We start from the raw sequence: 23024 nt of genomic DNA on the forward strand, positions 1-23024 counted from the left end.
ATTTTACAAAGTTCTGACAAAAAAGCGGCCGGGGGGAGAATCAATGTGCGCCGACAGGCGCACGCAAAAAGACTGCAGACACACTTACGCGCATCTGCAGCCCTATTATGATTTGGATTATACTAATTCAATGAGAACTTCCATTGCAGCATCGCCCTTACGCGGACCAACCTTAACGATTCTGGTGTAACCACCGTTACGGCTTGTATACTTAGGAGCAATATCATCAAAAAGCTTAGCTACCATGTCAACAGACTTGGTGTTTTTCTTCTTGCCGGCTGGTGTGGAAGGAACCTCGGTCACGCCGTAAAGGACCTTTAACATCTGCCTTCTTGCATGCAGTCTGGAAGGCATATCCTTTTTGATTTCCTTCTCCACTTCATCATATACAGTAACTTTCTTGCCGTCAACAACCTCTTTGACCCTCTTGCCGTCTTTGTCCTTGCGGGCAACCTTAGCAGTAACCTTAACGGTCTCATAGTTGTCTTTTTCCTTCACTGCCATGGCGATCAGTCCTTCTGCAACTTTGCGGATCTCCTTTGCCCTGGTCTCAGTTGTCCTGATGTGACCATGATATAACAGTGCTGTTACCTGGCTTCTGATCAAAGCCTTTCTCTGATCGGAAGTTCTTCCTAATTTTCTATATCCTGCCATTGTATTTTCCTCCGTTATTGTGGAACACCTTCACCATGCTTCCTCGGACTTACTGGTTCAGGCATTGACGCCCACATATTTATTTGGCTGCCTCGGCCATGCTTCTTTGGACTTACTGGCCGGGGTGTTAATATACCAGCTTCCTCGCAGTGCTCGGTCGCTTAGTTATCGTCACTTGGATTCAGCTGCAAGCCTAATTCTTTCAGCTTTGCCAGCACTTCCTCAAGGGATTTGCGGCCCAGGTTACGAACCTTCATCATGTCCTCGGAAGTTCTGTTGCACAGTTCTTCCACAGTATTGATACCGGCTCTCTTCAGACAGTTGTAGGAACGAACGGAAAGCTCCAGTTCGTCAATATTCATCTCAAGCACTTTTTCCTTCTCATTGTCTTCCTTCTCTACCATGATCTCTGCTGTCTTGGCATTCTCGGAAAGGTCAATGAACAGGTTCAGATGCTCGCTGAGTACCTTGGCTGCCAGGCTGACTGCCTCATCGGGAGCCAGGGTGCCGTTGGTGTAGATCTCAAGTGTAAGTTTGTCAAAGTCAGTCTGCTGGCCAACACGGGTGTTGGTAACAGCCATATTGACGCGCTCTACCGGGGTATAGATGGAATCCACCGCGATCACGCCGATCGGCAGATCATCGTTCTTATTCTTATCCGCGCTGATATATCCACGGCCCTTTGTAATGGTGAGCTCCATGTAGAATTTGCTGTCCGTGCCGCCGCTTAATGTAGCGATGACCTGGTCAGGATTCATGATCTCGATATCAGCATCTGCCTGGATATCTGCTGCAGTAATTACGCCTTCACCCTCAAATTCAATGTATGCAACCTTGGGTTCATCGGTATCGCTGTTGTTCTTGATCGCTAAGCTTTTGATGTTCATAATAATCTCAGTTACATCTTCCTTAACTCCAGGAATAGAACTGAACTCATGCAAAACGCCATCGATTTTTACCTGACTCACTGCGGCTCCGGGTAAAGAAGAAAGCATAATTCTTCTTAAGGAATTGCCCAGCGTAGTGCCGTAACCTCTCTCAAGTGGTTCAACTACAAACTTGCCGTATCTCTTGTCTTCTGAAATCTCTGCGATTTCAATATTTGGTTTTTCAAAATCGAACACTAATAGCCCCTCCTTTTTGGGTTTCTATCAAATCTCGAGGGATATAAAACCTGCACACAGCAGAACACAACCTGGGCCAATGCAGAGTCCGGGTTTTACGTCCTGCAAAGTACGCCTGTCCGTTAAAGACAGGCATACCTTGTACAATCTATAGAGAATGGCAGGATTATTTGGAATACAACTCGACGATAAGCATTTCGTTTACTGGAACATCAATCTCATCCCTGGTTGGCAGTTCCTTAACAGTACCGCGCAGGTTCTCCTGGTCCACTTCCAGCCAGGATGGTGTCAGGCGTCCGCCTGTCACTTCCAGAATATCTTTATATCTCTGAGCAGATTTATACTTCTCTCTTACTTCGATCACATCACCGGCCTTAACCTGGTAAGACGGAATGTTTACAGGCTTGCCGTTAACCAGAATATGCTTGTGGTCAACGATCTGCCTTGTCTCCTTACGTGTGCGGCCAAGGCCCATACGGAACAGTACGTTGTCCAGTCTGCACTCCAGAAGGATCATCAGGTTGGTACCAACCATGCCGTTCATCTTAGATGCCTTAGCATAGTAGTTACGGAAAGGTTTCTCTAACACACCATAAATGAATTTAGCTTTCTGCTTTTCTCTCAGCTGCATGCCGTATTCACTTAACTTTTTATTTGATCTTTTTGATTCTCTGTTTGACTTTTTATCAATTCCTAAATAGACCGGATCCAGTCCAAGGGATCTACATCTTTTAAGAACAGGAACTCTATCTACTGCCACTTTAATTACCTCCTAATTAAGATCATCAGACTCTTCTACGTTTTGGCGGACGGCATCCGTTATGTGGAACCGGTGTTACGTCCTTAATGCTTGTTACTTCCAAACCACATGCCTGAAGGGCACGGATTGCGGCCTCACGTCCTGAACCAGGACCCTTAACCATAACGTCTACTGATTTTAAGCCATGTACAAGAGCTGCCTTAGTAGCAGTTTCTGCCGCCATTTGAGCTGCATAAGGAGTAGATTTCCTTGAACCTCTAAATCCCAGACCACCGGCACTAGCCCATGATAAAGCGTTACCCTGCGCATCAGTTAATGTAACAATTGTGTTATTAAAAGATGACTGGATATGTGCCTGTCCGCGTTCAACGTTTTTCTTCACACGCTTTTTTGTAACTTTTTTAGTCGTGGACACTTTTTTAGCCATTTTAAACTAACCTACTTTCTCATTTTCTTGAATTCGCTCTTCCTGTTTTTAAAACATGCAAATCGAATTCTGTTACCGTGTTGCTAAATTACTTCTTCTTGTTTGCTACTGTCTTCCTTGGTCCCTTGCAGGTTCTTGCATTGGTCTTGGTTTTCTGCCCACGGACCGGAAGGCTCTTCCTGTGACGGATTCCTCTGTAGCATCCAATTTCCTGAAGTCTCTTGATGTTCATAGCAATTTCCCTGCGGAGATCACCTTCAACAGTCTGAGATTCAGCAATGACGTTAGCCAGCTTCTTCACCTCATCATCGGTTAAATCCTTAACACGAGTATCTGGGTTCACTCCAGCTTCTGTTAAGATACGGTTGGAACTTGTTCTACCGATTCCGTAGATGTAAGTAAGACCGATCTCAATACGTTTTTCTCTTGGTAAGTCAACACCTGAAATACGAGCCATGTGTGTATTACACCTCCTAATTTTAATTAACCTTGTCTCTGTTTATGCTTTGGATTTTCACAAATTACTCTGATACTGCCTTTTCTCTTAATGATCTTGCACTTTTCGCAGATCGGCTTTACGGATGATCTAACCTTCACAGTAATTCTCCTTTCTATAGACCAACAAAGTTGCTCCAGCATTATACCAAATTTTTTCAACAAATGCAAGCACTTTTTTATCTATATTTATTCTTTTTCTTTTCCCCTGGTGTACCGCATCTCTGTACCGTGCCGCTGTACCCTGCGGGGTCCCCAACTCCGCCATCGGCTGTGGTTGGGTGTGGGCTGCCGGCAGCCTTTATTTATCTCTCCAGATAATCCTGCCCTTGGACAGGTCATAGGGTGATAACTCAATGGTCACCTTATCTCCCGGCAGAATGCGGATATAGTTCATACGAAGCTTTCCGCTGATGTGCGCCAGTACCTGATGGCCGTTCTCCAGTTCAACCTGGAACATGGCGTTTGGTAATTTTTCAATTACCACTCCTTCAATTTCAATTACATCTGATTTGGACATATTATTTTACCTCCTACTGCTTGTGGGTGCGTATCAGGGATGCTATCTCCTCATCGCTCACCGTCCCGCCTTCTGTAAGCTTTTTCCTCAAGGTTTCATCGTATTTACCTGTGAGCTGCAAGTGTTTCCTGTTCTTGCGTTTCTGTTTACTCAGGGGATGCCTCCTGCCGTCTGACAGACTAACATATTCCCCTTGGACACTGATTATGATATACAGTTCATCTTTGTCGTGACCTGCTAAACTTTTTACCAGGCCGGCTTCTTTAAACTCTACCATAGGGTCACCTCTGCTACAGCGATAAAATCTCAGGCTCGCCATCCGTGATCAGGATGGTGTTCTCGTAGTGGGATGCCAGTGAGCCGTCCTCTGTCACAACGGTCCAGCCATCATCCGTCCACGCTACATCATAGCGCCCTGCAGTAATCATAGGCTCAATTGCCAAAGTCATTCCCGCCGCCAGCCTGATGCCTTTACGGCGCTGGGCAAAATTAGGGATTTCCGGAGCCTCGTGCATTTCCGTACCGATTCCGTGTCCTACCAGGTCACGGACCACACCGAAGCCAAAGCTTTCTGCATAAGCCTGGATGGCTTTGGATATATCATTGAGATGATTGCCAGCTTTTGCATACTTTATTCCTTCAAAAAAGCTCTGCTCAGTCACCTCCACCAGTTTCCTGGCAGTGTCGCTCACTTCCCCCACAATGTGGGTCCTGGCAGCATCGGATTGATATCCCTTCCATATAACGCCTGTGTCCAGGCTGACGATATCACCATCTTCCAGGTAACGGTGCTTATCCGGTATTCCGTGAACAACTTCATCATTGATGGAGATGCACACAGAAGCCGGAAAGCCCTGATAGTTTAAAAAGGAAGGGATACATCCCTGGCTCCTGATCATCTCTTCGCAGATTCGGTCAATCTCTTTGGTAGATATGCCCGGCTTTACCACCTTGCCCAGTTCTTCGTGTACATTAGCAAGGATCCTGCCAGCTTCCCTCATTAATTCAATTTCCCGTTCTGATTTAATTGTTACCATTATTTATGCTCCTAAAATCTTAACAATGGCCTGGAATACGTCTTCCATATCCATGGTGCCATCCACTTGTGCCAGAACGCCTGCTTTCTGATAATACTCTATAAGAGGCTGAGTCTGATCATGATATACATCAAGGCGCTTCTTAACTGTCTCAGGTTTGTCGTCATCCCTGAGGACCAGTACCTGACCGCACACATCACAGATCCCTTCCTTCTTGGGAGGATTGAATTCAATATGATATGTAGCACCGCAGGCCAGACATGCGCGGCGTCCGGACATACGCTTTACAATGTTCTCATCCGGCACATCCACGTTAACCGCATAGTCAATGGACTCCCCCATCTCGCCCAGCGCCTTTGTAAGGCTCTCCGCCTGGGGAATGGTCCTTGGGAACCCATCCAGTACGTATCCGTTCTGACAGTCAGCTTCATGGATCCGGCCAAGCAGCATGCCTATGGTAATCTCATCCGGCACCAGACCGCCGGCGTCCATAAATGCCTTTGCCTTCATTCCCAGTTCTGTGCCGTTCTTAATATTGGCGCGGAAAATATCTCCTGTTGAAATATGGGGTATCTGATACTTTGCTGCAATCTTTTTTGCCTGGGTACCTTTTCCGGCACCAGGAGCGCCTAACATAATGATTTTCATAGAACCGATCCTCCTCGTTATGAGCACCTACTCACTCTTTATAAACGCAATCAATCCGCCCCTGTGGAATACCGCAAAGGCAGATTGATTAATTCAACTGTGGTTGTTAATCGTTCAAAAATCCCTTATAATAACGCACAAGCATCTGTGATTCTACTGCTTTGATTGTCTCCAGCACCACGCCTACAATAATGATCAAGGAAGTTCCTGAAAATGATATATGGCTTACATTTAATAAACCGGATGCCAGAATCGGAACAACCGCAATGATGATCAGGCCGCATGCACCAATAAAAACAATATAATTCAAAATCTTATTTAGATAATCGCTGGTTGGTTTTCCCGGGCGGATACCAGGGATAAAGCCTCCCTGCTTTTTCATGTTATTAGCCACTTCCAACGGATTGAAGGTAATGGACGTATAGAAGTAAGCGAACATAATCAGCAATGCAATATAAATCACCAGACCAATGGAGTACTCCGGAGACTCGGGTCTGCACCATGAGCCTGAGTTGAGCACCATCAGAATCTTGCCTCCTATGGAGTTGTAATCAACAGTAAAGAACTGAGAGATCACAACAGGGAATGACATGATGGAAGAGGCAAAGATAACCGGCATTACACCTGCGGTATTAATCTTCAACGGGATGTTGGAAGCCTGTCCGCCAACCATCTTGCGGCCAACCATTTTCTTGGAATACTGAACCGGGATTCTTCTCTCCGCATCGTTTAGCACGATAACAAAGACAACCATGGCCAGGATCACAAGAGCAATCACCAAAATGGCAATAGCTGCTGTAAACACAGTCTGTCCGAAGATGAAACGGTAATAAAGGCTCCTCACATCATTGGGAACACTGGACAGGATGTTGAATAACAGTACAATTGAAATACCGTTTCCAACGCCCTTTTCCGTAATCTGCTCACCAATCCACATAAGCAGGGCACTTCCCGTAGTCATTGTAACAATGGCAATGATAATATTCCAGGCATTGTAATCAAGGAGAAGTCCCTGACGGCCAAAGCCGATGGCCATGGCACTTGATTCAATCAGTGCCAGGGCTACCGTGGTATATCGGGTGTATTCCTGAATCTTTTTCCTGCCGTCTTCACCATCCTTTTGCAGCTCTTCCAGTTTTGGAATCGCTATGGTCAGCAGCTGGATGATAATGGAGGATGTGATGTATGGCGTGATGCTCAATGCAAAGATGGACATGGATGAAAATGATCCACCTGTCATGGCATTAAAGAAGCCAAACACATCCGTTGTCTGTTTTGCAAACCAGTCCGCAAAGAATGTTGTTTCGATTCCCGGAATTGGAAGCTGGCATCCAAAACGGATGACTACCAGCATCATAAAGGTATAGATAATCTTTTTACGGAGCTCCTGTACCTTAAATGCATTTCTGATCGTTTTAAACATTAGATCACCTCGCAGGTTCCACCTAAAGCTTCGATTTTAGATTTTGCACCTTCACTGAATGCATTAACCTTAACGGTCAGCTTTTTGGTTAATTCTCCATTTCCAAGGATCTTTACACCATCTCTTGGATTCTTAACGATTCCAGCTTCGATTAATGTCTCAACAGTAACCTCAGCATCGTTATCGAACTGTTCCAGTGCGCTTACGTTAATACCTATAATGGTCTTAGAATTCATATTGGTGAAACCACGCTTTGGGATACGCCTGTATAAAGGCATCTGTCCACCCTCAAAGCCAGGTCTTGTTGCTCCAGAACGGGCTTTCTGACCCTTGTGGCCCTTACCAGCGGTTTTACCATTGCCTGAACCATGGCCACGGCCTTTTCTAAAATTATCGCTATGCTTTGAACCTGCAGCAGGCTGTAAATTTGACAATTCCATGACTGCACCTCCTTACTTTATCTGATTAGATTTCTTCAACTTTTACCAAATGTCTCACACTTGCAATCATGCCTCTGACAGCGCCATTATCTGGCATCTCAACTGTCTTCTGCATCTTGGTCAGGCCAAGGGCAGCAACAGTTGCCTTCTGCTTAGGAACAGCACCGATAGGGGACTTGACTAATGTAATCTTTAATTTCTCTGCCATGTCTTTCTCCTCCTATTAGCCTACAATTTCTTCCACAGATTTGCCGCGCAGTCTTGCAAATTCTTCCGGTGTCTTCAAAGAAGTTAAACCGGCAAGTGTTGCCAGAACAACGTTTGTCTTGTTGTTGGAACCTAAAGACTTGGTACGGATATTCTTGATTCCTGCCATTTCCAGTACGGAACGTGCGGGACCTCCGGCGATAACACCGGTACCTTCAGGAGCTCTCTTTAACAGAACAGCTGCACTTCCGAATTTACCAATAAAATCATGTGGGATACTCTTATTCTCATCTACTGGAATCTCTACCAGATTCTTAATTGCGGCTTCTTTACCTTTGCGGATCGCTTCCGGAACCTCGCCTGCCTTGCCTAAACCAGCACCGACATGGCCGTTACCGTCACCTACTACTACCAGAGCGGAAAATCTCATGGTACGTCCACCTTTAACAGTCTTGGATACTCTCTTGATCGCAACTACCTTGTCATTCAGTTCCATCTGACTGGCATCAATAATTGTACGCTTCATGCTTGTTCTCCTCTCTTAGAAATCCAGACCAGCCTCGCGGGCTGCATCTGCTAATACCTGAATTTTGCCCTGATATATAAAGCCGCCTCTATCGAAAACAACTTCCTTGATACCTTTTTCAAGGGCTCTCTTTGCGATTACTGTACCTACATATGCTGCAGCTGCCTTGTCATTGGTCTTCTCCAGTTCAGCGTTAACTTCCTTCTCAACTGTAGAAGCAGCAACTAAAGTGTTACCAACCGTATCGTCGATAATTTGAGCATACATATGATTATTACTTCTGAACACTGCCAGACGCGGTCTCTCTGCTGTGCCAGCAAAACGGTTACGCATTCTATTGTGTTTCTTTACGCGAACTTCGCTTCTTGACTGTTTGTTAACCATTTTTACACTCTCCTTAATTATTTCTTACCAGTCTTACCAACTTTACGTCTGATAACCTCGTCAGCATACTTGATACCCTTGCCCTTGTATGGCTCAGGCCTTCTCTTGTCTCTGATTTCAGCAGCGTATTGGCCAACTTTTTCTTTATTGATACCTTTAACAGTGATCTTGTTCTGTCCCTCTAAGACGGTCTCGATGCCTTCAGGATCTTCCATCTCTACCGGATGGGAGTAGCCCAGGTTCAGAGTAAGCTTCTTGCCCTGCTTTGCAGCTCTGTAACCAACGCCGTTTACTTCCAGAACCTTCTCATAGCCCTCTGTAACACCATGGATCATGTTGTTTACCAGGGTTCTGGTCAGACCATGTAAAGATTTCATTTTCTTTAAATCGTTTGGTCTGCTTACGATAATCTGTCCATCTTTCTGCTCGATGGTCATCTCTACTGGGAGATCTCTCTCCAATGTTCCCTTTGGACCTTTTACAGTCACTTTATTTCCTTCTGCGATTGTAACAGTTACACCTGCCGGAACCGCAACTGGCATTCTACCGATACGTGACATGCCTTTACCTCCTACTTAAATTCTCGGAAGGAACTGTGCGTTCCTTCTGTTTTCAGTCGCACGCATTGAGCACTGAGCGCCCGTACATTAGGCGCTTACATGCGAAAGTGCTTCGTGATACTTAACAGGGGCTTTCCCGGTTAGTATCATCGAAGTTTCCATAGTTACCAAACAAATGCCAGAACCTCGCCGCCAACACCTAACTGACGTGCTTCCTTATCGGTGATCACACCCTGGTTGGTGGAAATGATTGCGGTACCAAGTCCGCCCAGCACCTTGGGAAGCTCTTCCTTGTTTGCGTACACACGCAGACCAGGCTTGGAGATTCTCTTGATACCGGAAATAATTTTCTCGTTCTTATCTTTACCGTACTTTAAGGTGATTCTGATGGATGCAAAACCGCCGTCCTCTACCATGTCGTACTTTGCAACATAACCCTCTTTTACCAGAATATCAGCAATAGCTAATTTCATCTTGGATGAAGGTACGTCTACTGTATCATGTTTTGCAGTGTTTGCATTACGGATTCTTGTAAGCATATCTGCAATCGGATCGCTCATTGTCATTTTAAAATGCCTCCTTCCTCTTTCTCTCTATCTTACCAGCTAGCTTTCTTAACGCCAGGAATCTGACCCTTGTATGCTAACTCACGGAAACAAATACGGCAGATTCCGTACTTTCTTAAGTAAGCATGTGGACGGCCACAGATCCTGCAGCGGTTGTACTCTCTGGAAGAGAATTTAGCCGGACGCTGCTGTTTAATCTTCATTGAAGTCTTAGCCATGAAAGTTTCCTCCTAACTATTTTGCAAACGGCATATTGAATAATGTCAAAAGTTCACGAGCTTCTTCGTCAGTCTTAGCGGTGGTAACGAAGATGATATCCATACCTCTTACCTTGTCAACTTTGTCGTACTCAATCTCAGGGAAGATCAGCTGCTCTTTGATACCGAGCGCATAGTTTCCTCTGCCATCAAATGCGTTAGGGTTAACACCTCTAAAGTCACGTACACGGGGCAGTGCCAGGTTTACCAGGCGGTCCAGGAATTCATACATTCTCTCGCCGCGCAGTGTTACCTTGCAGCCGATTGCCATGCCTTCACGGAGTTTGAAGTTAGCGATGGACTTCTTAGCCTTGGTGGTAATAGCCTTCTGTCCGGAGATGATTTCCAGATCTCTTACAGCTGAATCCAGGACCTTGGCATTTTCCTTTGCTTCGCCTACGCCCATGTTGATAACGATCTTATCCAGCTTCGGCACCTGCATAACGTTCTTATATCCAAATTTCTTCATCAGCGCGTCTACCATTTCGCTCTGATACTGTTCTTTTAATCTAGCCAACGTTTTTTTCCTCCTCTCCTGAATTAATCAATCACTTTGCCAGTTGTCTTTGCAACACGAACCTTCTTGCCGTCTTTTACATCAAAGCCGACTCTGGTTGCCTTGCCGTCAACTACCAGCATTACATTGGAGATATCAATGGGAGCTTCCTGATTTACGATGCCGCCCTGCGGATTACCGGGAGCCTGTTTTGTGTGCTTGGTAATCATATTGCAGCCCTGTACCAGGACTTTATTCTTCTTTGTGTCAACAGAGATCACTTTACCCTGCTTATCTTTATCTTTACCTGCGATTACAACTACTAAGTCGTCTTTTTTGATTTTATGCACAGTGGACACCCCCTTATAATACTTCTGGAGCTAAGGAGACAATCTTCATGAACTGTTTGTCTCTTAATTCTCTTGCTACAGGCCCAAAGATACGAGTTCCTCTTGGAGTCTTGTCATCCTTAATAATTACAGCTGCGTTCTCATCAAACTTGATATAAGAACCGTCTTTACGGCGAGCGCCCTTTTTGGAGCGTACCACAACAGCCTTTACAACATCGCCCTTCTTTACAACACCACCAGGTGTTGCATCTTTGACGGAAGCAACGATGATATCACCGATATTTGCATATCTTCTGGTTGAACCACCTAATACACGGATGCAGAGAAGTTCTTTTGCACCGGTATTGTCGGCAACTTTAAGTCTTGTTTCCTGCTGAACCATACCTGTTACTCCTTCCTCATCTCAATTATCTTGCTTTCTCGATAACTTCAACAAGTCTCCATCTCTTATCCTTGGACAGTGGTCTTGTTTCCATTACTTTTACTGTATCACCGATACCGCATTCATTCTTCTCGTCATGAGCTTTTAACTTAACGGTCTTCTTTACGATCTTACCGATCAGTGGGTGCTTAATGTGATCCTCGATTGCTACAACAATGGTTTTATCCATTTTATTGCTAACCACTTTACCGGTACGGGTTTTTCTCAAATTTCTTTCCACGGTAGATTCTATCTCCTTTCCCATTTTGTTCACCTTTGCATTTATCGTGAACAACCTTCACACCAGGTTTGACAATACCTTACCAGGCGCTTACAGTCAAGCATTAGCCTTCTCAGTGATAACAGTCTGGATCCTTGCGATGTTCTTGCGGACTTCCTTGATCCTGGAGGTGTTATCCAGCTGATTGGTTGCATTCTGGAATCTCAAATTGAACAGTTCCTTCTTCGCAGCTACTAACTCTTCATTCAGCTCGTTTGCTGACTTATTCATTAATTCTTCTACAAACTTATTAGTTTTCACTGTTATCACCGCCTTCTAAATCTGCTTTAGAAACAATCTTACACTTGCATGGCAGCTTGTGCATAGCAAGACGCAGAGCTTCTCTAGCTGTTTCCTCTGGTACACCAGCGATTTCAAATAATACACGGCCTGGCTTTACAACTGCTACCCAGTACTCCAGAGCGCCTTTACCGGAACCCATACGGGTTTCTGCTGGCTTTGCTGTTACAGGTTTATCCGGGAAAATCTTAATCCAGACCTTACCACCACGCTTAATGTAACGGGTCATGGCAACACGGGCTGCCTCGATCTGGTTTGACTTGATCCAACATGGTTCGGTAGAGACTAAACCGTACTCACCGTTAGAGATCGTATTGCCTCTTAATGCTTTGCCGGCCATAGAACCACGGAACTGTTTACGACGCTTAACTCTCTTAGGCATTAACATTATTTATCGCTCCCTTCCTTGTTTCCTTTAGTAGGAAGTACTTCGCCCTTGTAGATCCAAACCTTAACGCCAATCTTGCCGTAGGTTGTATCTGCTTCTGCGAAACCATAGTCAATATCTGCTCTTAATGTCTGAAGCGGGATAGTACCCTCGCTGTAGAACTCGGTACGTGCCATATCAGCACCGCCCAGGCGGCCTGCAACAGCAGTCTTGATACCCTTAACGCCAGCCTTCATGGTTCTGCCCATGGTGGACTTCATAGCACGGCGGAAGGAAACACGGTTCTCTAACTGTCCTGCGATAGACTCGGCAACCAGCTGAGCATCCCTGTCAGGACGCTTGATTTCCTTGATGTCTACGAACAGCTTCTTGTCAGTGAGCTTCTGAACTTCTTTCTTTAACTTCTCGATTTCAGAGCCGCCCTTACCGATCACCACACCTGGCTTAGCAGTATAGATGATAATCTTTACCCTGTCAGATGCACGCTCAATTTCGATCTTGGAAATACCGGCACTGAACAGTCTCTTCTTCAGGAACTTTCTAATATTGTAATCTTCAACCAGGCAGTCAGCAAAATCAGCTTCTGCATACCACTTGGAATCCCAGTCTTTAATAACACCGACTCTTAAGCCGTGTGGATTAACTTTCTGTCCCATATTTGCCTCCTATCTCTCATTCAGAACAACAGTGATGTGGCTCATTCTCTTCTCGATCCTGTAAGCACGTCCCTGGGCTCTCGGTCTAACTCTCTTCATGGTTGGTCCCTGGTTTGCGTAGCACTCTTCTACGTAAAGCTTTGCGGGATCCATTCCGTTATTGTTCTCAGCATTTGCTGCTGCTGATTCCAGTAACTTCTTAACTAAGCTGGAAGCATATCTGGGATTGTAAGTTACAATACCAAGTGCGGTCTGTAAATCTTTGCCTCTGATGGCATCTAATACGAAACAAGCCTTCTGGACAGACACTCTGGCGTAAGACAGTGTTGCGCTGGGTCTTGTGTCCTTATTGGCATTTCTCTCTCTCTTGACTTGGGATCTATGTCCTTTTGCCATTGGTAAAACCTCCTTTCAATTTACCCGTGAATTACTTTCTCATGCCGGATTTTTTCTCGTCTTTTCCGTGACCTCTATAGGTCCTGGTTGCTACGAATTCGCCCAGTTTATGTCCTACCATATCTTCGGTAACATATACCGGAACGTGTTTCCTACCGTCATGAACTGCAATTGTATGACCAACCATCTGTGGGAAGATTGTAGAACGGCGGGACCAGGTCTTAATTACCTGCTTCTGTCCTGCTGCATTCATAGCGTCTACTTTCTTTAACAGATGCGCATCTGCAAATGGTCCTTTTTTCAGTGAACGAGCCATGTGTTCTTAACCTCCTTTAACTATTTGATGGTTCTGCCATCACGTCTTCTTACGATCAACTTGTTAGACTGCTTGTTTTTCTTTCTGGTCTTCAGACCCAGAGCAGGCTTGCCCCATGGTGTACAAGGACCAGGACGGCCGATACCGCACTTTCCTTCACCACCACCGTGTGGATGGTCATTGGGGTTCATTACGGAACCGCGGACTGTAGGTCTGAAACCCATGTTGCGCTTCCTACCAGCTTTACCAATGTTGATCAGGGAGTGTTCACCATTGCCAACAACACCGATGGTTGCACGGCAGATGATCGGAACCATTCTCATTTCACCTGAAGGTAAACGTAAGGTGGCATACTTGCCTTCCTTAGCCATAAGCTGCGCTCCGTTACCTGCGGAACGAACCAGCTGGCCGCCCTTACCTGGATATAACTCAATATTGTGCACCTGTGTACCAACCGGGATGTGATACAGCGGCATACAGTTGCCAAGCTTTGCCTCTGCCGTATCGCCGCTCATAACCTTCATTCCATCAGTTAAGCCCTGCGGAGCCAGGATATAAGACTTGGTACCGTCTGCATAGCAGATCAGCGCGATATTGGCGGTTCTGTTGGGATCGTACTCGATACCGATAACGGTTGCCGGGATACCATCCTTGCTGTTTCTCTTAAAATCAATAATTCTGTATTTTCTTCTGCTGCCGCCGCCTCTGTGACGAACAGTGATCTTACCCTGATTGTTACGACCAGCGTTCTTGTTCAGGGATACTACCAGAGATTTCTCTGGGGTGTCCTTGGTGATTTCCTTGAAATCAGAACCGGTCATATGTCTTCTGGAAGGTGTATAAGCATTATACTTCTTAATTCCCATGACATTTTACTCCTTTTCGTTTTCTTTTCACGGCATACGTTTCTGGGTTCGGGATATCTGGGATGTCCCGGCTGCCGTATAAGTTCTCCGGCCGGACGGATCCGGCGGGTGGGTCAGATTACAGCCCCTGGAAGATCTCGATCTCCTTGCTGTCCTCTGTCAGCTTAACAATTGCTTTCTTGGAAGCAGCTGTCCTGCCGAAAGTGGTTCCTCTTCTCTTAACCTTACCGTCACAGTTCATAGTGTTTACGGAAGCAACCTTGGTGCCCGGGAACATCTTCTCAACTGCTTCTTTGATCATAGCCTTATTTGCATCAACGTGTACCATGAAAGTATACTTTCTATCTGACATGGCGTTCATGCTCTTCTCAGTGATAACTGGTTTTAAAATGACGTCATAATACTTAATGTCTGCCATTATGCGTACACCTCCTCGATGGATGCGACAGCAGCCTTGGTAGCTACTACTGTGTTGTACTTCAGAATGTCGTATACATTGATGGAGTTAACCTGTGCAGTCTTAACGTCTGCAATGTTCCTTGCGGATAATACTGCATTCTGATCATTGTCAGCCAGAACTACCAGCGCCTTGGATACCTTCAGGTTATCCATTACGTTCTGGAACTTCTTGGTCTTAATCTCATCTAACTTCAGCTCATCCAGTACGATGAACTTGTTGTCCTGAACACGGCTTGTAAGAGCGGACTTAAGAGCAGCTCTCTTCTCCTTCTTGTTCAGTCTGATCGTGTAATCCCTTGGTGTTGGAGCGAATACTACGCCGCCGCCCTTCCACTGAGGAGATCTGGTTGAACCCTGTCTTGCATGACCGGTTCCTTTCTGTCTCCACGGTTTTCTACCGCCGCCGGAAACCTCAGAACGTGTCTTTGCTTTCTGTGTTCCCTGACGCTTATTAGCAAGCTGTGCAACAACTGCAAGATGTACCAGGTGCTCGTTAACTTCTACGCCGAACACGGCATCGTTCAGTTCTAATGTGCCAACTTCTTTACCTTCCATATTGTAAACAGATACGTTTGCCATCTGTGTGTTCCTCCTTTCCTATAAAAGCTTACCTTTCAACCTTAACGGTTTCTCTGATTGTAACCAGGCTCTTCTTAGGTCCTGGTACTGCGCCCTTAACCAGAATCAGGTTATTGTCGGTATCAACCTTAACAACCTCCAGGTTCTGAACGGTGATCTGCTTGTTGCCCATGTGACCTGGCATACCTTTGCCCTTGAATACGCGGCCTGGTGTAGTAGCGGAACCGTTGGAACCCTGATGACGATGGAACTTGGAACCATGAGCCATGGGTCCTCTGTGCTGTCCATATCTCTTGATGGCGCCCTGGAAGCCTTTACCCTTGGAAATAGCGGTAGCATCAATCTTATCGCCAGCAGCGAAGATGTCTGCCTTGATCTCATCTTTTACAGAATACTCTTCTGCATTCTCAAATTTGAATTCCCTTACATATCTCTTATAGGAAACTCCGGCCTTATCAAAGTGGCCTTTCTGCGGCTTGTTAACCAGTTTTTCTCTCTTGTCAACGAAACCAACCTGTACTGCTTTGTAACCATCGTTCTCAGCAGTCTTAACCTGTGTTACCACACAAGGTCCTGCCTGAAGCACGGTTACCGGAACTAAAGCACCATTCTCATTGAAGATCTGGGTCATTCCGACTTTTGTTGCTAAAATCGCTTTCTTCATTGTCTTACCTCCTGTTTCATGATCTACAGCGGAATGCTTTCGCATTCATCCTAGAACAGTCTAACTATACGTGGAACACTATGAACCTGCCCGTAAGCCTTCCCTTGCTGACGCCCGGGGGACGGGTGCGGTATGTTGATTCCTCAACAGGAAATGCAGTGTTGCTTCTATAATTTAAACCCTTCAGGATATAAACATTTTCCCTTGAAAACAAATATTATTTTGTTTTCATCTTGATGTCGATGTACACACCAGCCGGCATTTCCAGTCTGGACAGTGCATCAACTGTCTTCTGGCTTGGAGCAGTGATGTCGATCAGTCTCTTGTGAGTTCTCTGCTCGAACTGCTCTCTGGAATCTTTGTACTTATGAACAGCACGCAGAATGGTTACTACCTCTTTCTTGGTTGGTAACGGTACCGGTCCGCTCACCTGTGATCCTGTCTTCTTTACAGTCTCGATGATCTTGCCGGCGGACTGATCTACTAACTGATGATCATAAGCCTTTAAAGTGATTCTCATTACTTGACTTGCCATAAAAAAAGTCGCCTCCTTTTCGCACTTCTAAACCAAGTACGACAAGCGGTGACTGTACACGTTTCCGTGTGTGTCCCAACGGAACTCCACACTGATTCTGCCATTTATCCTGCAGTTTCTTTAATTGGTACAGTGACTTGTCGCCAGTTTCCTAACTTGACATTCGCTCCACGGAAAACCCGCCTCACTTTGTGGGCGGCAACCTCTCGCTTCAACGCTATCATGCCACAGCCTTGTTATGATAGCATACATCTCCATTAAATGCAAGTACTTTTTTATTTTTTTCTGCATAGTTATCTGCATTGCTATTTATGATACTGATTCAATGACCAACGGGCCAAAAAGAAAAGACCTCTGTCATACCAGAAGTCTTTCCCAATGATCCATGTTTTAATCCTCAGTGCAATAGGGTTCCATGGGTTCTGTTACATAGGAATCAATATCCGTATCTTCATCCGCTGATGTCAGCTGCCCGCTGGCATTGGTAACAAACTTTACCCCGTCACTGTTCTTTACCTTTGTGCTCTTCATAACTTTGCCGGAGGAATTGACCACATAGTTCTTATTATCCACCCGGTAGCACACGTACTTCTGGCCGTCCGTGGCCTTCTGGAGCTTTCCTTTATAATATAGGTAGTTATCCTTCACGCCATTGTACCCGCGGCCGTTATCCGCAAAGTAAAAATCCGACTTATTGCCATCGTCCTCCGTGACCTTTATCTTACCCTTCTGCACGCAGCTCTTGTTCTTGTCACCGAAATAGAAGGTGGTCCAGTCATCATCCCCGGAACCCGTATAAACCTTTTTAAGTCCGTAAACCGGGTTGCCCAGGTGGTTAAACAGATAGGATTTACCGTTCAGTTTCACGATATCATTGGTGGTCAGCCGCTCTGTATCGGCAGCCCTTGGCTTGCCGCTGTTTGTAAAATAAAACCACTCCACATCACCGTCATAGCCTTCCAGGTCATCCGGGGGTTCTATGGAGTACCAGCCGATCCTGGCCTTTCCGTCAGCGCCGAAATACATGTAATCCTCAATGGAATCATTGGAGGAGGAACGCACATTCTTCCAGCCTGTCTGCATGGCTCCAGTCTCATCAAAGCAATAATATGTACCGTCTATCTTACGCGCCGTGTAATCTCCGTCCGAACTGTCCGGTGCGAATTTCTTGCCGCTGGAGGAAAAATAGTACCAATACCTTCCATCATCATCCGTTACACTGTCGATCCCGGGTGTGACGCGGTCCCTGTTGTCATCATCCTCATCCGGGGGGTCCAGCTTCTGCCATCCTGTCCGCATAACGCCGTCCGTTCCCGTGTAGTACATATCATCCAGGATCCAGCCCAGCTCCATACGTCCGTCCCCGTCAAAATGATACCACTTGTTATCGATCTTTTTCCAGGCATCGGACATCATCTTCCCGCTGCTTCCAAAATAGTACCACTCGTACTCACCGTCATCATTGGTCAGTTTCAACCACTTGTCAGTGAGTATGATACCATTGCTGTCAACATAATAATCGGAATCAACCCAGGCGCTGGTGGCCATATTGCCTTCACCGTCCAGATAACGCCACTGGTTGTCCGCCCCCTTTTTCCATGCATTATATACGCGGTTTCCATTGGAATCATAGTAAACCCAGCTGCTCCCGGACTGGGCCCAACCTTCCGCCGCCATGGCAGAAATCGTAGCCGTACCCAAAGACAGCACCGCTGCCAGCACCCACACTGCCACTGTATGTTTCTTCATATGCTCAGCTCCTCTTCCCATCTGCACTCGCCCATGCTGAAGCCATTCACGTAGTATGAGACTCCTGCAATCCTAACCTATATTGTATCAAGGCTCCCGTAATTATTCAACCTTATTTATCTTTCAATTTGTTTACGATAGACTGTATTTTTTCTTTTTTATCATAAACTTGACGTTTACACACAATTTAGACTATACTCTGTATTATAATACTTCATCCAGGCAGTAACCCTGCGGCCGGGATGATGCAATCTGCTACTTATCACATCAGATATTGAGGAAATGAGGTTTTTATAATTATGTGGCTTGCCGACAAATGGAATGATTACGAAGTCATAGACTGCTCCAATGGTGAAAAGCTGGAGCGCTGGGGCAATTACCTGCTGGTCCGTCCTGATCCGCAGGTCATCTGGGATACAGCTAAGACCCACAAGGGCTGGAAGCACATGAACGGCCATTATCACCGCAGCAGCAAAGGCGGCGGTGAGTGGGAATTCTTCGACCTGCCGGAGCAGTGGTCCATTGGATATAATGGTCTTACATTTAATCTGAAGCCCTTCAGCTTTAAGCATACAGGGCTGTTTCCGGAACAGGCAGCCAACTGGGACTGGTTTGGGGATAAGATCAAACAGGCGGGAAGGCCCATAAAAGTGCTGAACCTGTTTGCCTACACTGGAGGCGCCACACTGGCAGCCGCAAAAGCAGGAGCCAGCGTTACCCATGTGGATGCATCCAAAGGCATGGTGGCATGGGCCAAGGAAAATGCCGCCTCCTCCGGCCTGGCGGACGCCCCTGTGCGCTGGATCGTGGATGACTGCGTAAAATTTGTGGAACGGGAGATCCGCAGAGGCAACCGCTATGACGCGGTCATAATGGATCCTCCCTCTTACGGGCGCGGCCCCAAGGGTGAGATCTGGAAAATTGAGGATGCCATCCATCCTCTGGTAAAGCTGTGCGTGCAGCTTCTTTCAGACAAGCCCCTGTTCTTTTTGATCAACTCATACACCACGGGCCTGGCCCCCTCCGTGCTGAGCTACATGCTGGGAGTGGAAGTGATTCCCCGCTTTGGCGGTACGGTCAATGCCCAGGAGGTGGGCCTTCCCGTAACCCAGTCAGGACTGGTGCTCCCATGCGGGGCTTCCGGGCGCTGGGAGGCGTAGGTTTCCGATTGCTTCATTGTACCTAAAAGCGCGGGCGCGCCGGAACGTGAAATGCCTGATACCCATCCTTCGATGGGCTCAGGCATTTTTTATTTTTATCAATCTGTTACTGGTCTAATCTTCCAGCAGGCGGGCCACATCCAGTTTTCCCCACCCCTGCTGGTTATGGGGAAGGCCCAGGTTCACGGCCCGTTCACGGATGCGCAGCTTCACATCCTTGTTGCTCATTTCCGGGTACTTTTCCAGTAAAAGTGCAATGGCGCCGGATACCAGAGGTGTTGACATGCTGGTTCCTGACTTTGAGAAATACCGGCCGGGCTCATTGCAGCAGCTGACGATCCCCGACCCGGGAGCCACAATATCCGGCTTGCAGATACATGCCAAAGTGGGACCGCGGCCGGAATAATCCACCATCCGGCTTCCCATCACTTCCACTTCCTTATGGTCATCGGAGCATCCCACTGTGATAACCTTGCGGCTGATCCCCGGTGTGGTAATGGTCATACGGCCCGGACCATGGTTGCCGGCTGCCACTACCACAACCAGCCCATCATCCCAGGCCGCATTGACTCCCCTCACCAATATGGAGTTCTCCGTCATATCACGTCTGGAAAGGGAGCCCACTGAAATGTTCACAATGCGAATGCCGTACTCCTGCATGTGCTCCCTGATCCATTTTAATCCTGCCAGTACATCCGAGGCATATCCATTTCCCTTGTGATCCAGTACCTTTACAGATATCAGACTGCATCCAGGCGCCACCCCTCTGTACTTTCCTTCCGAGGAAGCGCCGCTCCCTCCTATCATAGCTGATATATGAGTCCCGTGCCCGTTGTCGTCATAGGGCTGCGGCCTCTGGTTTACATAATCAGCAAAGGCTGTTACTCTATCCTTAAAATCCTCATGGAGATAAACGCCGGTGTCCAGGACTGCAACACCAACCCCTTTCCCCGTGATTCCCATGGAATATACGATGTCACAATTTATGTCTTCTCTTGCCTGATTCACATCACGATATTCTCCTTTTTTTATTAGGATATTCCGGGAAAATGAATTGCGTTCCACTGCGCCGCCCGCAGTCCCGGGAAAATACCGTTGTGAAAAGGAAAATTAATTTTTATAAATCCATAGGTGTTTAAAAGACTGCCTCCACAACCTCCTGCCGGTCCACATCGATGACGCCATATGAGTTGATCCTCAGTTTAGGTATCACCGGCAGGCTTACAAAGGCAAGTGTCATAAAGGCATCAATGTCTTCGCTGATCCCCAGCTCCCTTGTCTGTTCCTTCAGTTTCTCAAGCTGAAATTCCACCTCATACACGGAAGCCTGGGTCATGATGCCGCCGATGGGAAGGGCCAGCTCCCCTGTCACCTGTCCGTCCACCGCCACGGCAAGGCCGCCTTTATTCTTTCTCACGGCATTGGCTGCCAAAACCATATCCCTGTCATTGGTACCTATGACAATAAGATTGTGGGAATCATGGGCCACACTGGTGGCCACTGCACCTTTCTTCAGTCCATATCCTCCAATAAAGCCAATGCCGGTATGACCTGTATGTAAATGGCGCTCAAAGACAGCTGCCTTTACAATGTCTTCATTCAGATCCACTCCCTGTGCCCTGTCCCCCTGCGCCGCGGCAGTATCGTCATCCGGCCATGGCAGGATCCTCTCTTGTGTGAGCAGCTCATGGGGCTTAAACTGGATCACACGCTGCATGGTTCCCTTCTTTACCAGCTCCAGGTCCTTTAATGTAATTTCATCCAGATGGAAGGAATCAAATACCCTTGGGAATGCAGATGCCAGCTCCCGGCTTTTGTCCTCCTTTTCCTGAATGCATACGCCCTTTTCCGCTGCCAGTTTCCCGTCTTTATACACGGCCAGCACACGGAAATCTTTTAAATCCTCCAGCACTGCCAGGTCTGCCCGCAGTCCGGGCATGACGGCCCCTCTGTCCTTTAAGCCAAAGTACCTGGCGCTGTGGAGAGTCCCCATCTTAATGGCCTTTATGGGATCCGCCCCCAGTGAAACAGCCTTGCGTATGATATAGTCAATATGCCCCATGGAGATCAGATCACCGGGGTGTTTGTCGTCCGTGACCAGCATGCAGCGCTCATAATAAGGGGCGGCAAACAGTGGCATCAGCGCCTCCAGGTTCCTGGCCGCGGTCCCCTCCCTTATCATGATGTACTGGCCTCTGCCAAGCTTTTTCAGCGCCTCATCAATATCTGAACACTCATGGTCCGAGAGCACCCCGGCGCACACATAAGCATTCAGCCCATTTCCCTCCAAAAACGGAGCATGGCCGTCTATCACCTTTCCCCTGCTGCCGGCATCACTGAGTTTCCCCATCAAGTCATCCATTCCGGCAACCACTCCCAGGGAGTTCATCACCTCCGCAAGGCCCAGCACACGCGGGTTGTCGTAGTAAGGCTTTAGATCCTCCGGTCCCAGAACAGCCCCCGACTCATCCAAAGCCGTGGCAGGAACACAGGAGGGCATCATGATAAATACATCCAGATCCAGGTCTTTGGTGGTCTCCAGCATATAGTCGATCCCCTGGCAGCCGGCCACATTGCCGATCTCATGGGGATCCGCTATGACAGCCGTGGTGCCGTGAGGCAGGACCGCCTTCTCAAATTCAGGAGGTGACACCATGGCGCTTTCAATATGTATATGACCGTCAATAAAGCCGGGGCAGATGTACCGGCCCGACAGGTCCACATTGTGCTCCCCCTCATAATCCCCTATGCCAGCTATGTATCCGTCCTCGATGGCGATATCAGCCACCTCGGTCTTTTCCGTAAAAACATTCACAACCGTCCCGCCTTTTAATACCAGGGATGCCTTGCGCCTGCCTGATGCCACATCCATCATTTTCCTTAAATCCCCATATAGGTCCACAAAAAACTACCTCCTTTTATTCATCCGTGTACCCTCCGAGTCTCCGGCACCCAGATTTGCGAGTTGATTCTTGTCAGCCGCAAAGCCGGGTTCCGGGGAGACTTTGAGAGTACATCCGCCCCAATGTAGTTGATATCATAATACTATAATATGATGGAAAGTACAATATTCTGCAATTTTTTTACATTATTAGGAATGAAACACTTGTATTTCCAATTTATCGTGCTATAATATTCTCATGGAAGTATAGCTCAGCTGGGATGAGCGTTCGCCTCACACGCGAAAGGTCATGGGTTCGAGCCCCATTACTTCCACTAAAAACCGCCCGAGTGCACGGATGTACTCAGGCGGTTTTTTCTTCATACTTTCTTTCGCAAAAGCCCAACTTTTTTGTAAGAAATATTACGCTTCATTACGATTATCTGACTACTATTGAGTTTCATCCCAAACTGTGATATATTGATTTCAGTCAGAGATGA

36 protein-coding genes and 1 tRNA gene are annotated in these 23024 nt (G+C 46.9%); 2 read left to right on the top strand and 35 right to left on the bottom strand.

The window, feature by feature from the left end:
- Positions 1–117: 117 nt before the first annotated feature.
- The 33 genes from ABID13_RS11170 to ABID13_RS11330 all read right to left on the bottom strand — a co-directional run bounded on the left by ABID13_RS11170 (position 118) and on the right by ABID13_RS11330 (position 18483).
- The gene (locus ABID13_RS11170; RefSeq protein ID WP_007869272.1) at positions 118–654 is read right to left on the bottom strand and encodes a bL17 family ribosomal protein; all 537 of its coding nucleotides are present in this window, start codon (positions 652–654) and stop codon (positions 118–120) included.
- A 161-nt stretch (positions 655–815) separates the two neighbouring features.
- The gene (locus ABID13_RS11175; protein ID WP_007869282.1) at positions 816–1778 is read right to left on the bottom strand and encodes a DNA-directed RNA polymerase subunit alpha; all 963 of its coding nucleotides are present in this window, start codon (positions 1776–1778) and stop codon (positions 816–818) included.
- Between the two features lie 166 nt (positions 1779–1944).
- Positions 1945–2538 carry a 30S ribosomal protein S4 gene (gene rpsD / locus ABID13_RS11180; RefSeq protein WP_007869283.1) on the bottom strand — a complete coding sequence of 198 codons (594 nt, stop codon included), beginning with the start codon at positions 2536–2538 and terminating at the stop codon, positions 1945–1947.
- Between the two features lie 25 nt (positions 2539–2563).
- Positions 2564–2965 carry a 30S ribosomal protein S11 gene (gene rpsK, locus ABID13_RS11185; protein WP_007869284.1) on the bottom strand — a complete coding sequence of 134 codons (402 nt, stop codon included), beginning with the start codon at positions 2963–2965 and terminating at the stop codon, positions 2564–2566.
- An 88-nt stretch (positions 2966–3053) separates the two neighbouring features.
- Positions 3054–3422: a 30S ribosomal protein S13 gene (gene rpsM, locus ABID13_RS11190; RefSeq protein ID WP_007869285.1), complete on the bottom strand. Its 369-nt coding sequence runs from the start codon at positions 3420–3422 to the stop codon at positions 3054–3056.
- A 26-nt stretch (positions 3423–3448) separates the two neighbouring features.
- The gene (gene rpmJ / locus ABID13_RS11195; protein WP_003497809.1) at positions 3449–3562 is read right to left on the bottom strand and encodes a 50S ribosomal protein L36; all 114 of its coding nucleotides are present in this window, start codon (positions 3560–3562) and stop codon (positions 3449–3451) included.
- 199 nt (positions 3563–3761) lie between these two features.
- Entirely contained in the window at positions 3762–3980 is a 219-nt protein-coding gene (gene infA, locus ABID13_RS11200) for a translation initiation factor IF-1 (protein WP_007869287.1), read from the bottom strand.
- 13 nt (positions 3981–3993) lie between these two features.
- Entirely contained in the window at positions 3994–4257 is a 264-nt protein-coding gene (locus ABID13_RS11205) for a KOW domain-containing RNA-binding protein (protein WP_007869290.1), read from the bottom strand.
- Positions 4258–4270: 13 nt separating this feature from the next.
- Positions 4271–5017, bottom strand: a complete 747-nt coding sequence (map, locus tag ABID13_RS11210) for a type I methionyl aminopeptidase (protein WP_048928945.1) — start codon at positions 5015–5017, stop codon at positions 4271–4273.
- A gap of 3 nt (positions 5018–5020) precedes the next feature.
- Complete coding sequence (locus ABID13_RS11215; RefSeq protein WP_007869295.1) at positions 5021–5665, bottom strand: adenylate kinase; 645 nt, start codon at positions 5663–5665, stop codon at positions 5021–5023.
- 106 nt (positions 5666–5771) lie between these two features.
- Positions 5772–7088 (bottom strand): preprotein translocase subunit SecY, encoded by a 1317-nt coding sequence (secY, locus tag ABID13_RS11220; RefSeq protein ID WP_007869298.1) that lies wholly within the window; start codon positions 7086–7088, stop codon positions 5772–5774.
- Positions 7088–7528 (bottom strand): 50S ribosomal protein L15, encoded by a 441-nt coding sequence (gene rplO / locus ABID13_RS11225; RefSeq protein ID WP_007869300.1) that lies wholly within the window; start codon positions 7526–7528, stop codon positions 7088–7090. The genes secY and rplO overlap by 1 nt, the downstream gene beginning before the upstream one ends.
- Positions 7529–7553: 25 nt before the next feature.
- A complete protein-coding gene (gene rpmD, locus ABID13_RS11230; protein WP_007869301.1) occupies positions 7554–7736 on the bottom strand; it encodes a 50S ribosomal protein L30 in 183 nt (60 codons plus the stop codon).
- A 15-nt stretch (positions 7737–7751) separates the two neighbouring features.
- Positions 7752–8261: a 30S ribosomal protein S5 gene (gene rpsE, locus ABID13_RS11235; protein ID WP_002566497.1), complete on the bottom strand. Its 510-nt coding sequence runs from the start codon at positions 8259–8261 to the stop codon at positions 7752–7754.
- Between the two features lie 15 nt (positions 8262–8276).
- Entirely contained in the window at positions 8277–8645 is a 369-nt protein-coding gene (gene rplR / locus ABID13_RS11240; RefSeq protein WP_007869311.1) for a 50S ribosomal protein L18, read from the bottom strand.
- A gap of 17 nt (positions 8646–8662) precedes the next feature.
- Positions 8663–9205, bottom strand: a complete 543-nt coding sequence (gene rplF, locus ABID13_RS11245) for a 50S ribosomal protein L6 (protein ID WP_007869315.1) — start codon at positions 9203–9205, stop codon at positions 8663–8665.
- Positions 9206–9369: 164 nt separating this feature from the next.
- Positions 9370–9771 carry a 30S ribosomal protein S8 gene (gene rpsH / locus ABID13_RS11250; protein WP_007869317.1) on the bottom strand — a complete coding sequence of 134 codons (402 nt, stop codon included), beginning with the start codon at positions 9769–9771 and terminating at the stop codon, positions 9370–9372.
- Positions 9772–9803: 32 nt separating this feature from the next.
- Positions 9804–9989, bottom strand: a complete 186-nt coding sequence (locus tag ABID13_RS11255; RefSeq protein WP_002604691.1) for a type Z 30S ribosomal protein S14 — start codon at positions 9987–9989, stop codon at positions 9804–9806.
- Between the two features lie 16 nt (positions 9990–10005).
- The gene (rplE, locus tag ABID13_RS11260; RefSeq protein WP_007869322.1) at positions 10006–10545 is read right to left on the bottom strand and encodes a 50S ribosomal protein L5; all 540 of its coding nucleotides are present in this window, start codon (positions 10543–10545) and stop codon (positions 10006–10008) included.
- A 23-nt stretch (positions 10546–10568) separates the two neighbouring features.
- Positions 10569–10874, bottom strand: a complete 306-nt coding sequence (gene rplX, locus ABID13_RS11265; RefSeq protein WP_007869324.1) for a 50S ribosomal protein L24 — start codon at positions 10872–10874, stop codon at positions 10569–10571.
- A gap of 13 nt (positions 10875–10887) precedes the next feature.
- The gene (gene rplN, locus ABID13_RS11270; RefSeq protein ID WP_007869326.1) at positions 10888–11256 is read right to left on the bottom strand and encodes a 50S ribosomal protein L14; all 369 of its coding nucleotides are present in this window, start codon (positions 11254–11256) and stop codon (positions 10888–10890) included.
- Positions 11257–11281: 25 nt separating this feature from the next.
- Entirely contained in the window at positions 11282–11536 is a 255-nt protein-coding gene (gene rpsQ / locus ABID13_RS11275) for a 30S ribosomal protein S17 (protein ID WP_040417435.1), read from the bottom strand.
- 96 nt (positions 11537–11632) lie between these two features.
- On the bottom strand, positions 11633–11836 hold the full coding sequence (gene rpmC, locus ABID13_RS11280; RefSeq protein WP_007869329.1) for a 50S ribosomal protein L29: 204 nt from the start codon (positions 11834–11836) through the stop codon (positions 11633–11635).
- Positions 11826–12263 carry a 50S ribosomal protein L16 gene (gene rplP / locus ABID13_RS11285; protein ID WP_002566507.1) on the bottom strand — a complete coding sequence of 146 codons (438 nt, stop codon included), beginning with the start codon at positions 12261–12263 and terminating at the stop codon, positions 11826–11828. The genes rpmC and rplP overlap by 11 nt, the downstream gene beginning before the upstream one ends.
- The gene (gene rpsC, locus ABID13_RS11290; RefSeq protein ID WP_007869332.1) at positions 12263–12919 is read right to left on the bottom strand and encodes a 30S ribosomal protein S3; all 657 of its coding nucleotides are present in this window, start codon (positions 12917–12919) and stop codon (positions 12263–12265) included. Before rpsC ends, rplP begins: the two co-directional genes overlap by 1 nt.
- Positions 12920–12928: 9 nt before the next feature.
- Positions 12929–13315, bottom strand: a complete 387-nt coding sequence (rplV, locus tag ABID13_RS11295; protein WP_007869335.1) for a 50S ribosomal protein L22 — start codon at positions 13313–13315, stop codon at positions 12929–12931.
- Positions 13316–13346: 31 nt separating this feature from the next.
- Positions 13347–13631 (bottom strand): 30S ribosomal protein S19, encoded by a 285-nt coding sequence (rpsS, locus tag ABID13_RS11300; protein ID WP_007869338.1) that lies wholly within the window; start codon positions 13629–13631, stop codon positions 13347–13349.
- A 20-nt stretch (positions 13632–13651) separates the two neighbouring features.
- Entirely contained in the window at positions 13652–14497 is an 846-nt protein-coding gene (gene rplB / locus ABID13_RS11305) for a 50S ribosomal protein L2 (protein ID WP_007869341.1), read from the bottom strand.
- Positions 14498–14615: 118 nt separating this feature from the next.
- Positions 14616–14915 (bottom strand): 50S ribosomal protein L23, encoded by a 300-nt coding sequence (gene rplW / locus ABID13_RS11310; protein ID WP_007869344.1) that lies wholly within the window; start codon positions 14913–14915, stop codon positions 14616–14618.
- Entirely contained in the window at positions 14915–15535 is a 621-nt protein-coding gene (rplD, locus tag ABID13_RS11315) for a 50S ribosomal protein L4 (protein ID WP_007869345.1), read from the bottom strand. Before rplD ends, rplW begins: the two co-directional genes overlap by 1 nt.
- Positions 15536–15563: 28 nt before the next feature.
- Complete coding sequence (rplC, locus tag ABID13_RS11320) at positions 15564–16199, bottom strand: 50S ribosomal protein L3 (RefSeq protein WP_007869348.1); 636 nt, start codon at positions 16197–16199, stop codon at positions 15564–15566.
- A gap of 217 nt (positions 16200–16416) precedes the next feature.
- Complete coding sequence (rpsJ, locus tag ABID13_RS11325) at positions 16417–16734, bottom strand: 30S ribosomal protein S10 (protein WP_002566515.1); 318 nt, start codon at positions 16732–16734, stop codon at positions 16417–16419.
- Positions 16735–17124: 390 nt separating this feature from the next.
- Positions 17125–18483, bottom strand: a complete 1359-nt coding sequence (locus ABID13_RS11330) for a PspC-like choline-binding domain-containing protein (protein ID WP_048928946.1) — start codon at positions 18481–18483, stop codon at positions 17125–17127.
- A 299-nt stretch (positions 18484–18782) separates the two neighbouring features.
- Here ABID13_RS11330 and ABID13_RS11335 point away from each other — a divergent pair, with 299 nt between their 5' ends.
- Complete coding sequence (locus tag ABID13_RS11335; protein ID WP_007869359.1) at positions 18783–19643, top strand: class I SAM-dependent methyltransferase; 861 nt, start codon at positions 18783–18785, stop codon at positions 19641–19643.
- A 114-nt stretch (positions 19644–19757) separates the two neighbouring features.
- Here the strand turns inward: ABID13_RS11335 and ABID13_RS11340 are convergent, their stop codons facing one another.
- On the bottom strand, positions 19758–20651 hold the full coding sequence (locus ABID13_RS11340; RefSeq protein ID WP_007869360.1) for a S8 family peptidase: 894 nt from the start codon (positions 20649–20651) through the stop codon (positions 19758–19760).
- A 127-nt stretch (positions 20652–20778) separates the two neighbouring features.
- Complete coding sequence (gene ade / locus ABID13_RS11345; protein WP_156199995.1) at positions 20779–22545, bottom strand: adenine deaminase; 1767 nt, start codon at positions 22543–22545, stop codon at positions 20779–20781.
- A gap of 240 nt (positions 22546–22785) precedes the next feature.
- Here ade and ABID13_RS11350 point away from each other — a divergent pair.
- Positions 22786–22859, top strand: a tRNA-Val gene (locus ABID13_RS11350).
- Positions 22860–23024: the final 165 nt, after the last annotated feature.

The organism is Enterocloster citroniae (assembly GCF_040545455.1).
GTDB classification, from domain to species: Bacteria; Bacillota; Clostridia; order Lachnospirales; family Lachnospiraceae; genus Enterocloster; species Enterocloster citroniae.